General features: G+C 65.6%; 9 protein-coding genes. All 9 read right to left on the reverse strand.

The features are described from left to right. Nucleotides 1-75: 75 nt before the first annotated feature. The 9 genes from AB4Z20_RS15345 to tssK are packed head-to-tail and all read right to left on the reverse strand — an operon-like array spanning nucleotide 76 to nucleotide 14,333. The gene (locus tag AB4Z20_RS15345) at nucleotides 76-1,803 is read right to left on the reverse strand and encodes a formylglycine-generating enzyme family protein (RefSeq protein ID WP_253470417.1); all 1,728 of its coding nucleotides are present in this window, start codon (nucleotides 1,801-1,803) and stop codon (nucleotides 76-78) included. Continuing rightward, the gene (locus AB4Z20_RS15350; RefSeq protein WP_253470419.1) at nucleotides 1,796-2,992 is read right to left on the reverse strand and encodes an ABC transporter permease; all 1,197 of its coding nucleotides are present in this window, start codon (nucleotides 2,990-2,992) and stop codon (nucleotides 1,796-1,798) included. The genes AB4Z20_RS15345 and AB4Z20_RS15350 overlap by 8 nt, the downstream gene beginning before the upstream one ends. Next, complete coding sequence (locus tag AB4Z20_RS15355) at nucleotides 2,992-3,708, reverse strand: ABC transporter ATP-binding protein (protein WP_024619024.1); 717 nt, start codon at nucleotides 3,706-3,708, stop codon at nucleotides 2,992-2,994. Before AB4Z20_RS15355 ends, AB4Z20_RS15350 begins: the two co-directional genes overlap by 1 nt. Then, nucleotides 3,708-6,806, reverse strand: a complete 3,099-nt coding sequence (locus AB4Z20_RS15360; RefSeq protein WP_442090175.1) for a serine/threonine-protein kinase — start codon at nucleotides 6,804-6,806, stop codon at nucleotides 3,708-3,710. Before AB4Z20_RS15360 ends, AB4Z20_RS15355 begins: the two co-directional genes overlap by 1 nt. After that, complete coding sequence (locus tag AB4Z20_RS15365) at nucleotides 6,803-7,534, reverse strand: PP2C family protein-serine/threonine phosphatase (protein ID WP_053190086.1); 732 nt, start codon at nucleotides 7,532-7,534, stop codon at nucleotides 6,803-6,805. Before AB4Z20_RS15365 ends, AB4Z20_RS15360 begins: the two co-directional genes overlap by 4 nt. Next, complete coding sequence (gene tagF, locus AB4Z20_RS15370; protein WP_003206910.1) at nucleotides 7,535-8,188, reverse strand: type VI secretion system-associated protein TagF; 654 nt, start codon at nucleotides 8,186-8,188, stop codon at nucleotides 7,535-7,537. It abuts the gene before it with no gap. Further along, the gene (tssM, locus tag AB4Z20_RS15375; RefSeq protein ID WP_442090176.1) at nucleotides 8,185-11,685 is read right to left on the reverse strand and encodes a type VI secretion system membrane subunit TssM; all 3,501 of its coding nucleotides are present in this window, start codon (nucleotides 11,683-11,685) and stop codon (nucleotides 8,185-8,187) included. Before tssM ends, tagF begins: the two co-directional genes overlap by 4 nt. Next, a complete protein-coding gene (locus AB4Z20_RS15380; protein WP_253470425.1) occupies nucleotides 11,682-12,992 on the reverse strand; it encodes a DotU family type VI secretion system protein in 1,311 nt (436 codons plus the stop codon). Before AB4Z20_RS15380 ends, tssM begins: the two co-directional genes overlap by 4 nt. 6 nt (nucleotides 12,993-12,998) lie before the next feature. Further along, on the reverse strand, nucleotides 12,999-14,333 hold the full coding sequence (tssK, locus tag AB4Z20_RS15385; protein ID WP_253470427.1) for a type VI secretion system baseplate subunit TssK: 1,335 nt from the start codon (nucleotides 14,331-14,333) through the stop codon (nucleotides 12,999-13,001). Nucleotides 14,334-14,337 lie beyond the last annotated feature (4 nt).

The following is a 14,337-nucleotide window of genomic DNA, read 5'->3' on the forward strand; positions in this document are numbered from 1 at the left end:
CGTTTTAAGTTTTGACCAGCTCAGCGCAGCCCTATCGCCGCCTGAGTCCCTTCCAAGCTCGCTGACAGCGAACGCTCAAGACCGCTGAGCGTTCGATGCGAGCAATTCCTTCAATATCGCCGCCGGGTCGGCTCGTTTTTGCTGACGATAATCCCCGACATGACGAACGAATAACGTTGCGCGCGCCACCAGGCTCTTGCCCAATACCGGCTTGCGCTCCAACTCTTCCTTGATGCGTTGAAACTGCGCCTGGATCACGGCATCGGTGTAGCGCGTGCCGGTCGCCAGGTTGTCGATATAAATCGCCACCGCGCCATCGAGCGCGCTGCGACCGTTATCGATGGCCGTGGCGAACAGCGTGGCGCTGGCCTCATCCTTGGCGTCCAGGGCGGCTTGCCGACTGTTCTGCAGATTGGTCAGGCGAATGTTGTAGTTGTTGACGGTCTCGGCCACCAAGGCCGACGACTGAATCAGGTTGCCCGCCGCTTCTTCACGCTGCTGGGCGATGAGCGAGACGTTGCGCTTGAGCTCTTCGTTGACCAGGCCCAGTTCGGCTTGCAGGCGCGGGTCGACGCTGGCGGCGATGATGCTGTCCAGGCGCTTGGTCGGGTCATCGGCATCATCGATGGCGTCGGTCAGCGACGCGAGCCGACCTTCTTTCTGCCATTGGACGAACAATTCCTTGTAGCGCGAACGCGGCGCCGACAACGCACCGACGGCCACGCGAAAACCGGTGGTTTCGTTGCTTTGCTCGGTGCCGTCGGCGGCGAACAACGGGTATTCGCGGCGCATGCCGGTGAACAGCGTGCCCTCGCCTTCCAGGTAGTTGCCGCCCTTGACCACGAAGCCGCCATAGGCGCCCTGACGGCGACCGGCGTGCACCAATTGGAAGGATTCCTGGACCATCTCGGCGGCGTTGCCGACCACGTCGAACAGGCCAATCGGGTTCGGCAACTTGGTGCCAATGGGCATCAGCCGCGCCGCCTGGCCTGTGCCACCGGCGACCTGGTTGAACACCGCCCAATCGGCCAGCGGCCCGTCGCTTTCACTGCCTTCCAGGCGCCGCGGAAACAGGCGCCCTTCCAGGTCCTGGCGACTCACGGCTTGCCCACCACGGGCAGCGAATTCCCACTCGACTTCCGTCGGCAAGCGCACAAAACCCAGCCCGCCGTCTTCGGCGGAAGTCCCGCGACCGCTCACCGGCAGCAGGTCCTTGTGGTATTTCATCAGCCAGGCGCTGTACACCGCCGAGAAGCGCTCGGCCTCGAACCTCGACAGTTTCACCTTGGGCAACCGCCCCGCCACGCCTTGGGGCAAATCGGCTTGCAAGGTTTCGCAGGCCGGCGCCGCTTCGCCGCTGGCCAGCGATTGCGCCTGGGCCATGACCTGGGCGTATTGCCGGGCCGTGACCTCGTACTTGCCGATGAAGTACAGCATCGGCTTGAGCGGCGTCTTGGCGTCGGTCTTGGGCATCAACGGCGTGATGGTCTTGTTCCAATCCCCGGGCAGATCCTTGAGGGTGAACTGGCCGTTGATGAAGTCGCGCCGGTAGCCGGAAATGAACGACTGTTGATAGCCCGCCTCGTCTTCGCTGAACGGGTAACCGAGGCTGATCTCGCGGTCGTCCAGGGTGCCCTGGGCGAGGATGTAGACGTAGCGAAACACCATCTGGCCTTCGCACGGCAGCGGCAGGCTGACGTCGTCGGGCAACGGCTTGGGGTTGTCCAGCTTGTCCGTGCCTTCATCAGCCCAGACCAAACCGGCGAGGCTCAGCGCCACGGCGGCGCCCAATAACTTATACATCGCGAATTCCTTCACACGCCTGGATGCGCGCCACCCGCCAGCCACCACACGCCGCCGCGACGGCGCTGACGCCGAGCACGGCCACCAGGGCCAAGGTGTAGTGACGCACCAACAGATGACTGGCGTATTCGCCGGGCATCTGTGCAAATAAATAATTCAGGCCCGACTGCGCCAGGCCATACAGGCCGGCACTGAGCAGGGCCGCAAGTGTGGCGCTGTAGAGCGCCTGCAACACCACGAACAACAACAGCGCCGCGGTAGAAACCCCCAGCAGGCGCAACACCGACAGCTCCCGGCGCTTACGCTCGACCGCTGCAAGGGCACCAGCAAAGATCGCCGCGAACGCCCCGGCCAAGGCCAACCCGGCGATGATCCAGAACACGATCGACAGATTGCGGCTCAGCGATTGCACTTGTGCGATGGTCTGGGCCTGGGTCGATACCAACAGGTTTTGCCCAGCGAAATACTGGCGCAGCGGCTCGACATCGCCAAGGCTGCGGGCATACAAACGAAACGCCGGGTAGACCCGTTGCCCGGCCACGCCCACCGCATCGCCCGGCCAGCCGAACGCGGGCACGGCACGGCCATCGCGGTAATCCTCCGCCGCCTCCAGCAAGGCCAGCGGGGCAAACAGGCCGTCGCGGGCGAAGGCTTCCAATGGCAACACGTGCAGCACCTGCACGCGCGTGCGCTGCGCCTCGCTTCGACCGGCCACCTGCCGACCGAAACTGGCCTGCAACCAATCGCCGGCCCTGGCGCCGAGCTTTTCAGCGGCGGTCTGGCTGAGCACCACTTGATCCAGGCCTTGCGGCACCGGCAAATGATCGAACAAGGGATCGCTGGCCGCGGTGGGAATCATCTCGACCGTGACGACCGACGCATCGCCGCTCAAATCCGCCGTGGCGGCGATCTGCCGGGTGCGCGGCAAAGCAAAGGCCACGTCGCTGCGCTGGCTCAATTGTTCGACGAACTCGGCACTGAAGCGCCCGCCGCCCAAGGGGATGATTTCCCGGGTGGCCGGGTCGTTCTGCAAGCGTTCGGTGAGGCTGCTGACCAGGCCGAACTTCAGGCCGAACAGCACCAGCAACGGCGCCACCACGGCCACCAGCGCCAACACCGAGCAAGCCGACAGCCAGGCATCGTTGCGGTAATCCTGCCAGGCCAGGGAAGCCACCAGTGCGCCGCGCATCAGCAAGCCTCCCCGAGGGTGGCGGTGACACCGCCGTCGACATCGCGACGGCAACTGATGCGCCGCACCTGCAAACCGCTGGCGCGGGCCAGCGCCTCGTCGTGGGTCGCGACCACACAGCACACGCCGTGCTCACGCGCCTGGGCCACCAGCAACTGCATGACGCGCTCGGCGTTCAGCGGGTCGAGGGCGGCGGTCGGTTCATCGGCCAGCAGCAAACGCGGCCCATGGGCCAACGCCCGGGCACAGCTGACCCGCTGACGTTGGCCGACAGACAAGTCCGCCGGTTTCTTGTCCAGTTGATCGGCAATGTCCAACTGCCCAGCCAGGCGCGTCACGCTTGCGTCATCCTTCAAGCCCAGCAATTTGCGCGACAACGCGATGTTGCCGCGCACGTCCAGGAAGCCCAACAGGCCGCCGGTTTGCAGAACATAACCCAGGTAACGACTGCGCAGCTCGGCCAAGGTGCCCTGTTGCGACGCACGCCACAATTTGGCGATGTCCAGCGGCGTGTTGGCCGGCGTGAAGTCGAACTGCCCGGCCTGATCCGGCGCCAGCACCAGCGCCAGCAGGTCCAGCAAGGTGCTCTTGCCGCAGCCGCTGGGGCCGACCACCGCCAGTTGTTCACCGCCGCGCAAATGCAGGCGTGGAATCACCAGGCTGTAGCGCTGGCTGCCGGCGCCCCGGCTTTTATGCACGGCGTTCAGGGTCAACATCACGGCAGCGTCGACAATGGAACGCGGTACAAGGCGTCACCCGGCTCGGCATCGCCGAAGCGCACCCAGTTGGCGAGGTCGTTGTGGAAGGTTTCGTAGAGACGGATTTTCGAATCCAGCTCGTCGATGAAGTCTTCCTGCTCGGCCACGCTCAAGGACAGCCACAGATCCTGGGTCATGTTCAGCGACTTGCTGCGGTACGGCAGCCCTTCGAGGTACTCGCCGAGAATCCCGCCGTCGGCCAGGTTGCCGCCCTTGCGCAGGGCCGACGGGTCGCGGCTCATGTAGGCACTGGCGCTGGCGATTTCCTGGAAGAAATCCTTGGGCGAACTCTGGGTCTTGCGGGCCGCGTCGACGATCAGCTTCAGCGATTGTTGCAGGTCGTTGAGTTGCAGCTTGGTCAGCATCACGCAGACCTGGAACGCCGGCAGTGCCGGGTTGGTCAGGTCGCGGTCGGCGGTCCAGGCGCTGACCAGTTGCGGCGCCTGGCTGGCGGATTTACGCCCCAAAAAGTCCATGTGCATCGCGTAGCCGACCGCGGCCGACTTGTCGGCCAGGCTCGGCACGGCGCTCAACAGCGGCACGCTTTGCGCCTTGTTGCTGCGCACCTGATGCACCAGGTCGGCGAACACCGAACCGATCTCGTCGACGCGCTCACCAAACTTGCGCACGTCGGCGCCCGGCACCGGAATGTACAGGTCGCCGATCTGCGGGTTGGCGTCGGCGGTCAGGGTGCGGTACTGGCTCTGGGCGCCGGCGTGGGTTTTCTTGCCGGCGTCGCTGAGCAGGTGCAAGGCGTAGATCTTGATCTGCTTGCCCAGTGCGGCCTGGCGCACTTCGGCCTCGTTCATTTGCGTGGCGGCAAATGGATCGTTCTTGCGCAGGGCCCCAGCGTCGGTGACCAACAGGATCAAACGCCCGCCGTAACCGGACCAGTCCATGCCTTCGACGGCTTCCATGACCCCGGCAAACGCATCTTCGTTGAACGAATGGCTCGACACCGTCGATGCCTTGACCTGCCGCGCCAGCTCCATGAAGCGTTGCGGGTCGCGGCCCTGCTCCAGGGTGATCAAGGTCTTGGCGACGTATTCCAGGCCCGGGGTTTTCTTGATGCTGCTGCGGAAACCCACCATGCCGAAGCTGACGCTGTCCAACTCGCCGCGCTCGGCGATGCGGGTTTGCAGTTCGTGGACCACGTCGCGGACCTGGTCGATGTAGGGCTGCATCGACACGGTGGTGTCCACCACCAGCACCACAGCCGTGCGGAACGCATCGGCGTTGGCGGTGGTGATCGGCGTGTTGCTCGACGCCTTGGGGGTGTTGCCCGGGTCGATGGACGCCACGTTCAGCAACTGCACCGGCTGGCCGTTTTCATCCAGGCTTTCGCGGGAATCGAAGATCGGCAACAGGTAGAACTGGCTCTGCGGCACCGCGCTGGCGGCCGGCTCCAGGGCCAGCACTTGCTGGTCCTCCCGCGGGCTCTGCTGGGCCTTGAGCAACACGTTCTTGGCGGCCGAAGGGTTAGCCAAGAGCTTTTCCACTTCACCGGCCTGACGCAGGAACATCACCGGCGCACGGCCGGAACGTTCGGTGAACTTGAGCACCAGGCTTTGCTTCCAGTCGCTGACCTGGGCGGCGGGCAACCAGCCGTCGCTGCGCCCGTCAGTGGCCGCACCGACCCGCACCCACGAACCGCCGTCGACGTCCTTGCGCTGGTACACGTACAGCACGGAAAACGCCGGCAGTGCCTTGCCCGGTGCGGCGCCCGGCGCATCGGCGAGCTTCGCCCCCGGTTTGCTGAGCACGCGCTGGAACAGGGTTTTCTTGCCGGCCATCAACAACGGACGCTGGCCGCCGTCGGCTTCGGTCGCCACGGGCGGCTGAGCCGGCGGGGCAACGGGCGGCTTGACCGCTGTCACTTCGGGGGTCTTCGGCGGCTTCACTTCCGGTGGCTTGACCGAAGTGGTCGTGGCCACTGGCGTCTTCACGTCTTTGCCGTCATCACCGGACAACCACCAATAACCCGCGCCACCCAACGCCAGCGCCACGGCGACCGCAACGGCAGCCAGGGCGAACACCGGCCCCTTGCGTTGCTCCGACACCGAGGATTGAACCGTCGGTTTTATCGGCGGCGGCACTGGCTTGGACTGCGATTGTGGCGGCGGTGGTGAGTAAGCCGGGCCGCTGGGGATGTCGATGGACATGGGCGTCAAACCCGCCAAGTCATCCACCGGTTTCGGCGTCTGCGGCAGTTGCAACGACAACGGCCGGATCAACGTCGCTTCCGCCGACTCCTCAGGCAGGTTATCCAACGCCCGCAGCAACGCCGCCGCGTCCGGGAAACGCTCCGCCGGATCCTTCGCCAGCAGCTTGCGCAACACGTCCTGGTAACGACCGTGGTGCACCGGCAATTCCGGCAACGGTTCGGTCAGGTGCGCCAGGGCCGTGGACAGTGCGTCGTTGCCGGTATACGGCAGTTTGCCGACAAGGATTTCGTAGAGCACCACGCCCAGGGCGTACAGGTCGGCGCGGCCGTCGATGTCTTGGCCACGGGCCTGTTCCGGGCTCATGTAGCTGGGCGTGCCGACGGCAAAGCCGGCCTGGGTGAACTGGGTGCGGTCGTCCAGGGACTTGGCGATGCCGAAGTCCGAAAGCACCGCCGTGCCATCGGCGCGGAACAGGATGTTGGCCGGCTTGACGTCACGGTGGACCAGGCCCAGCCCGTGGGCATAACCCAGGGCCGAGGCGATCTGGCGGATGTAGGTCAGGCCCTGCTCCGGCGTCAGGCCCGCGGCAATGCGTTCCTTGAGCGTGCCGTTGGGCAGGTACTCCATCGCCATGTAATACAGCTCACCGACGTTGCCGATGTCATGGATGGTGACGGTGTGCGGGTGCGACAGACGCGCCAGGGTCTTGCCTTCGCGCAGGAAACGCTCGCAGAAGGTCGGGTCGGCGGCCAGGGCTGCGGCCATCACTTTCAACGCGACCTTGCGTTCCAGCGAACGCTGGGTCGCCAGGTACACGCTGGCCATCGCGCCTTCGCCGATCGGCCCTTCGATGTCGTAGCCGGGGATGACAATGTTCAGGGTCAAGCTCATGACGGCACCTTCACGACCACCACGGTGATGTTGTCCGGCGCGCCGCGCATCAGGCCCAGGGACACCAGGCTGCTGGCGATTTCGCCGGGCTCGTCGTGGCTCAGCACTTCGCGGATTTCATCGTCCTCGACGGTCTTGGTCAGCCCGTCGCTGCACAACAGATAACTGTCGCCGGGCACCAGCAGCAGCTCGGTCAGCGCCAGGTTCAGTTGCCCCTCGACGCCAATGGCCCGGGTGACAATGTTGGCCCGTGGATGCACCCGCGCCTCGGCTTCGCTGAGCAGGCCGCTGTCCTGCAGATCCTGGACGTAGCTGTGGTCCCGGGAGATGCCTTCGAGCACGCCGTCGCGCAAGCGGTACAAACGACTGTCACCGGCCCACAGGCACATGCCGCGCAGGTCGCGGGCGACCAACACCACCACGGTGCTGCCCATCATCGTCACGCCACGGTTGGCGGTTTCCTCGCGCACGGCGGCGTTGACCCGCAGCAGGTCGCTTTGCAGCGCCGCGACGTATTCGTCCAGCGAACGCCCCACGGCAATGCCGCGCAGGCTGTCGACGATCAGGCTGCTGACGTAGTCGCCCGCCGCGTGCCCGCCCATGCCGTCGGCCACCACCCAGAGGCCGTTTTCCGGCAGGTCCAGGCAGGCGTCTTCGTTGACCTGGCGGACCATCCCGACATGGCTCTTGCTTGCAGACTTGATTGCTTTTCCGGCACTTGGACGCATCTACACAACACCTTCTTGGCCGAGCAAAAATTGCGCAAAATCAGCCGCCGCCGGCAATCCCTGGCAGCGCATCAAACCCGGGGCAATGCGTTCCGATCCCTGGCCCCACCACAGGCTTGCGCCTTCGCAGGCCGCCTCGGCGAGGGCGCTCATGCGCCGCTGCGGGTCGGTGGCATCGAAGCGATGCAGGCTGGCAAAGCGGCTGCTCGGCGTGCGCGGCAGGTACATCGGGCTGCCCAGGGTCTCCAGCTGTTCGTTGAACGCCTCGAAACTGGCCTCCACACTCAGCGTACTCAGCAACAGGTTCTCGACCCGCTCAAACCACTCGTCCGCACCGCCCACCACCGACGCCGGGTCCGCGTCGGGCTCCAGCAACATCGCGACAGTCAGCGGGAAATAACGGCCGACCCGATCAATGCTCGGCATCACCACCCCGACCGCGGCGTCCGGGCCACAAACGCCCGGCGCGACCATGAAGCGCCATAGCGGGCTGACCAGATAGGCATCCAGCCAGCGCTCGCCGAGGCTGGTCTGGCTGGCGAGCAAACCCGCCGCCAACCACGAATCCCACGGGCCGATAAAACTCTGGGGCAAGCCACGGCTGACGAAATCGCCGCGGCTGGCCAACTTTCCATAGAAGCCCGGTGTACTCATAGCCGCTCCGGCAGGCTGAAGCCGCTGAGCACCCGGCTCTTGAATGGGTTGAAGGCGCTGTTGGCCCGCAGCTCATAAGAGGCGCTGGCGCCATCGACCCGCAGCCGCAGGTTGAAGCGATCCGGCGAGTTGCCGGCGGTCAGGTCCGATTGTTCCAGCAGCCGGAACCAGGCCCACGGCCCGTCCAGGGTGATGCCGGAGCGACCGCTGGACGACGGCGGCATGATCGAGATCCGCACCACGCCGATGCTGCCCGGGTTCGGCCACTGCATCGCGGTCGGGCGGCTTGGGCCGTGGTCGTAGCTCAACTGTTGGCCGTCGAGGTCGAGCAGGAACTGGGTGATGGTCGAGTCCATCGCCACCGGCTTGAGCTCGAAACGCACCATCGGCTGCGTGCCACCGGAACGGAAGAACGCATCGCGGATGGTCGCCGCGCGCTGGAAGGTCTGCAGCACGCCAGGGGCGATGCCGAGCTTCTGCGCCGCACCCGGCTGCCAGCGCCAGGTCGGGGTCGAGGTGTCGACGTAGGGTTGCAGGTACTTGCGGAAGTAGTTGTCCATCACTCCGCCGACGCCGAAGAACTGGCCGAAGTCATCCAGGGTCGCGTCCCGCGCACTGCCTGGCGACATCGGATAGCGTCCGGCCAGGGACTGGCGATAGATGTTCACCACTTCGCTGGTCCAGGCGGCGTTCAGTTGGTTGCGCACCCCGCCCATCATGCTGTTGGTGGTGGAGTTGACCACCGACTTGACCAGGCCCTGCACCAGCGGCGGCTGGCGTTCGGCGTTGAGGCTGACGCGCGTAGCGGCGGCGGCTGCCTGGTTCTTGGCTTCGCCGAGCAAGGCGTCGCCACTGGCACCGACCATGGCGCTGACCTGCACGTACAGGGCGTTCATGTCCGCCAGCAGACCGTCGATGACCGCCGGCTCGCCTTCGCTTTTGCTGACGATGCTGTTGAGCTCGGCGAAGTGCGCAGTGATCGGGTCATCGCTTTGCGCCGGTGCATTTTGCGTCGCCTGCTCCTGGCCGAGCAAGCTGCCCAGGCGCTCCTTGAGTTTGTCCACACCGCCTTCTACCGGCGCCCCTTGGGCGGCCAGCAGGCGTTCGTCCTGTTGCAGGTCGGTTTCCTTCGCCACCGCCACCAGCAGTTTTTTCAACGGCGAGGTCGGCCCGGAAATCACCCGCAGTACATCGGCGGCCTGGGCCACGCTGGTGATCGGCACAAAGTCGATGTCGGCCAGCAAGGCATCCCATTGGCGCAGGTAGTCCTGGAAGTACAGGCGACGCACATCGGCGGCCAGGCTGGCGACGTTCTGCTGATCGGCCTGCTCAGAGCCCAGCACCCATTGCTCTTCGGCCAGGGTGCCGGTCTGGCTCAGGCTGGTGAGCAGGAAGCCCTGGCGATAGCCCTTGACGGTGAAGAACCCGCTCAGCGGCTCGCCCAATGGCTTGCCGCTCTTGCGGCTGAACACCAGCGCCGCGTCACGCCCGGCGGCTTCGTTGATACGGAAGTCCGGGATGCCTTCGGGCAGCTTCTGGCGCTTGATCCGGTCGTAGACCCGCTGGGCCACCGGCAATTGCTGCAACTGGCGGCGCAGGTCTTCGACCAGGCGTGGGTCGAGGCGCGCGAGGGGCGGACGCCGTTCGAACAGCGCCTGCAAATGCGCGGTCAGGGCCTGGCGCTGCTCGGCCGGCAAATCCCGCGGCAGGCTGCGGTCCCAATCCAGGGCGATCCAGGCCTTGATGAAGTCGGCATCGTAATGCTCGGTGTCGGCGAGCATCAGGTAGGCCTTCAGGCCTTCGTAGAGGAAATCCGAATTGCCGCCGCTGTGCAGTTGCTCTTCGATGCGCGTCAGCAAGCGTGGCGCGAACACCGCGATCAGCAGCTTGCGATAGACGCTGCCAGACTCGGCTTCGAGCATGTCGCCCTGGTACAGGCCCAGGCCTTCGGCCCAGTTCGGTGCGTCACCAGCCAGGTGTTTCACGGCGTTGAGCAACGGCAACACGGCGAGGACGTCGCGTTGCGCCGGGCTGAGGTTCTGCACGGTTTGCCCCAACGGCGCGACCTTCTGGTCGACCTGGGCGATGTAGGCCTGGTTGGCGCGGTAGCTGACCCACCACAATGTGCTGACCACCAACACCAGCACCACGGTGGAGGCCAATACGCCGCGGGCGATCCACTTGCGCCGCCGCTCGACTTTCGGATCGACGCCCACCAGCCCGCGCTCGGCGAAGGCCACGGCGGTGAAGAGTTTTTCGATGAAGTAGCTGCGCCCGGTGCCGGTCTGGCGCGCCAGGTGCTGACGGTCCAGGTTCATGCTCTGGGCCATGGAGCCGATCAGGCGATCGATCGGGCTGCCTTCCTGGGTGCCGCTGGTGAAATACACGCCGCGCAGCAACACGCGCTCTTCGAAGGCGTTGGGTTTGAACACGCCTTCGAGGAAGCTTTGCAGGCAATCTTTCAAGGCGCCGAACTGCTGCGGAAAGCCGTAGATCAGATCGCGCCGCGCCGGGTCGCGCTCTTGTTGCAGGCGTTCCACCAAGCGGTCGTTGAGGCGCTGCTCAAGGCCGGTGAATTCGCTTTGCAGGTGCGCCAGCGGGCTGTCGCTGCTCTTGCCATCGTCCAGGGCAAAGGTCATGCCCCAGACCTGGGCGCGTTCTTCCTTGCTCAGGGTATCGAAATACTCCATGAACCCCGGCACGAGGTCGAGCTTGGTCAGCATCAGGTAGATCGGGAAGCGCACACCCAGTTGGGTGTAGAGCTCCTGGATCCGCAACCGGATGGCGGCGGCGTGGGCGGCGCGCTCGGCGTCGCTGCCCAGCAGCAGGTCGGACAAGCTGATGGCGATGAACGCCCCGTCAATCGGGCGCCGGGCCCGTTGTTTTTTCAACAGGCCCAGGAAGCCCAGCCAGGCGGCCTTGTCGATGGTCGCGTCGCTGTCCTGGGTGGTGTAGCGGCCGGCGGTGTCGAGCAGGACAGCCTGGTCGGTGAACCACCAATCGCAATTGCGTGTACCGCCGACACCGCGTACCGCACCGGCGCCCAGTTGCGCGGCCAGCGGGAAATGCAGCCCGGAGTTGACCAGCGCGGTGGTCTTGCCCGAACCCGGTGGGCCGATGATCACGTACCACGGCAGCTCGTAGAGGTTGCGGCGCTCGTCACCGCCCAGCTTGGCTTTCTTGAGCAGGGCCAAGGCTTCGTCCATGCGCTGGCGCAAGGTTTCGAGCTCTTCGGCGGTGGCGATGCTGGTCGGGTCCGGTGGGGTTTGCGCGGCCAGGCTGCGCATCACTTCGGCGGCCTGACGGCGCGCCTGGATGATGCGGAACACCCGGTAGGCGATCCATACCGCGAACACCAGGATGATCAAGGCCCAGCGGCGGCCTTCGGGCACCAGCCAATCGAGCAGCGGGCCCACGAACCAGATGATCAGGCTCAGGGCGATCAGCCCCAGCAATGGAATGACCCAGCGGGTCATGAAACTGAAAAACGCCTTCACTCGACCCCCTCCGCCAATACTGTGATTTCAACCCGACGATTGCGCGCACGCCCCTCTGTGGTGGCGTTGGATGCCAACGGCTCGGTGTCGCTGCGGCCTTCGGCGCTGAAGCGCTCGGGCTGGCCAGTCTTGGCCGAGAGAATTTGCAGCACCGATTGCGCCCGCGCTTCGGACAACGCCCAGTTGGACGGGAACCGGAGAGTAGCGATCGGGCGATTGTCGCTGTGCCCGGTGACCAGGACCTGGCCCTTGACCTTGCGCACCGCCTCGGCGATGCGCAGCATCAGCGGCTGGAAATCGTCCTTGATGCTGGCGCTGCCCGAGGCGAACAGTTCGTCGCCACGGATGGTCACCACCGAGCGGTCGACGGCGTCTTCCACGGCAATCCGGTTGGCGCGGATTTCATCGGCGAGGAAGCCGGCCAGGCGTGGGCGCTCGATCACTTTCGGCTGCACCACAGGGCGGTCGATGGTCTGCACCGGGATTTCACCGAGGAAATGAATGTTCTTGAACACCGGCTCGGCATCGGACGCCAGTTTCATGCGCAGGCCGAACAGCAGCGCCAGCAACAGGGCTGCACCGATGGCCACGGCGATCCATGGCGGCATGAATTGCGCCAGCCGATCACGGGCCACAGTGACACCGCGCCAGTGCGGCGAAAGCTCGCGCTCGTAGTCGCCACGGGCGCTGCGGATGACGGCGGCGGTGCGCTCACGCAACGCTTCCAGTTGGCTGCGACCGTCGTTCATCACCCGATAGCGCCCTTCGAAACCCAGGCACATGCACAGGTACAAAAGCTCCAGCAGGTACAGGCGCTCGCGCGGGCTTTGCAGGCAATGCTCCAGCAACTGGAACACCTTCTCGCCGCCCCAGGCTTCGTTATGCACGGTGATCAACAGGCTTTGCTTGCCCCAATCGCTGGTGCCGCCCCACGGTGTGCTCAATACCGCTTCGTCCAGCGCGGTGCACAAGGCGTAGCGGGCCAGCAACACATCGTTGCGCACCACGCCGGCGGCCTCGGCGCGCTCTTCGAACTGGCGCAGGTAGGCCAGCAGTTGTGCGCGCAGACTGGCCGGCGCCGGGTGGGCAATGGTGTTGCGCAGGCGCGTCAACAGCGCCAGCAGCGGGCCGGCGGCGCTTTCCAGCGGGTTGAGGCCCTCGGCCTTGCCGGTCAGCACCGGCGCGGCCGGCATCGCCAACGGTGCAGGCGCAGGCGTCGGCTGTGGCCGACCAGCGTCCGGGCGGAAGGGATCTCCACCACGGCCACCGGGCGTCGGCATGAACTGGGTACGATCGTCGTTACTCATCGCGGTTTATCCTCGGATCGCCCAGAAGGCCAGGTTCAGCCCTGGGAACTGGCCGGCGATGTGGAACGCAAAGCCGCCGGAGTTGCTCAACTGCTGCCAGTGATCGCTGCCCCGGTCGAGCTCGTAGTAAGTGGAGCCGGCGTGGTACGGCAGCTGCCGTGGCGCCACCGGCAGCGGCAGCAGGCCAATGCCCGGCAGTTGCAGGTTGACCAGGTCGCGGATGTGCTCCACCGAACCGACCTTGCTCTGCTGGCCGAAGCGGCCGCGCAGGGTCTCGGCCGGCACGTCGGCGCGCACCACCAGGATGAAGCTGGCGCTGTCGAGCAGGGTCTTGTCGGCCAGCATCGCCACGTGGATGCCGTAGGCTTTCTCGACAATCGGAATCGGTGTCGCCTTGCTGTCGATCAGCATCGACAGGGCTTCGCGCAGGGCCTGCATCACGGGCGCGTAGCTGAGCGCCAGGTCATCGTGCTGGTAAGGCGGGTATTGCTGCGGTCGTCGCCCGGACGCGGTGAACGTGGAGAACTCCCCGGCCAGGCTCACCAGCTCGCTGTAGAGACGCTCGGGATGCAGCGGGCTCAACTGGCTCAGGTGCTGGATCAGCGGCTGGGCGCGGTTGACCAGTTGCAACAGCATGAAATCGGCAATTTCCGAGGCGCCACCGGCGCCGGACGCCACCACCCGCCCGGCCAGGGCTTCGCCGCGTTGATGCAGCAGGCCCAGCAGTTCACTGCGGAACGCCGCCAGCGGCTTGGAGGCGATCACATCCAGCAGCGGCGGGATGTAGGCATCGTCGAGCACCAACGCACGGTCGGCGCGTTTTTCCTTGATGCGCACCACGCCGATGGCGGCGTAGTCGCCGATGCCATCCTGTTCGGTCAACAACCGCAGCGCCCGCGAGCCGAGGGCCACCGGTGCGCGGTTTTCGAACGGTGCGTTGTCGTCGCGCACTTCGCACACCTGGCTCACATAACGCGCAGCGCCGAGGTCTTCACCTTCGTCCACGGTGTCCCGGGCGCCGGCGCGCTTGAGCGGCAGGGCCAGGTACACCAGGCCATCGCGCAGGTTGTCGTCGACGTTCAATGGGATCGGCGCCAGGTCGTCCTGGGGAATGTTGAAGGGCGTACCGTCTGGCAACAGGCCGCGCGCCGAGATGATCGCCAGCTTGCCCTGGGCCAGCAGGCCCTGGTCGATCAGCAATTCGGAAAAACCCCAGGCGCCGGCCGACAACGGGCGGCTGCGTGCGTCGATGAGGTTTTCCAGGTAACGGTCATGCTGTTGGAAGTGCTGCGTTCCAATGAACATGCCTTCCGACCAGACCACGCGATTGTTCCAGGACATGGGG

This window comes from Pseudomonas sp. KB_12, assembly GCF_052114545.1.
Classification (GTDB): Bacteria; Pseudomonadota; Gammaproteobacteria; order Pseudomonadales; family Pseudomonadaceae; genus Aquipseudomonas; species Aquipseudomonas brassicacearum.

Excerpts from the sequence above, each read along its gene's own strand:
- AB4Z20_RS15345 (WP_253470417.1), bottom strand. The coding sequence starts at position 1,803 with ATGTATAAGTTATTGGGCGCCGCCGTGGCGCTGAGCCTCGCCGGTTTG.
- AB4Z20_RS15350 (WP_253470419.1), bottom strand. The coding sequence starts at position 2,992 with ATGCGCGGCGCACTGGTGGCTTCCCTGGCCTGGCAGGATTACCGCAAC.
- AB4Z20_RS15355 (WP_024619024.1), bottom strand. The coding sequence starts at position 3,708 with ATGTTGACCCTGAACGCCGTGCATAAAAGCCGGGGCGCCGGCAGCCAG.
- AB4Z20_RS15360 (WP_442090175.1), bottom strand. The coding sequence starts at position 6,806 with ATGAGCTTGACCCTGAACATTGTCATCCCCGGCTACGACATCGAAGGG.
- AB4Z20_RS15365 (WP_053190086.1), bottom strand. The coding sequence starts at position 7,534 with ATGCGTCCAAGTGCCGGAAAAGCAATCAAGTCTGCAAGCAAGAGCCAT.
- tagF (WP_003206910.1), bottom strand. The coding sequence starts at position 8,188 with ATGAGTACACCGGGCTTCTATGGAAAGTTGGCCAGCCGCGGCGATTTC.
- AB4Z20_RS15380 (WP_253470425.1), bottom strand. The coding sequence starts at position 12,992 with ATGAGTAACGACGATCGTACCCAGTTCATGCCGACGCCCGGTGGCCGT.
- tssK (WP_253470427.1), bottom strand. The coding sequence starts at position 14,333 with ATGTCCTGGAACAATCGCGTGGTCTGGTCGGAAGGCATGTTCATTGGA.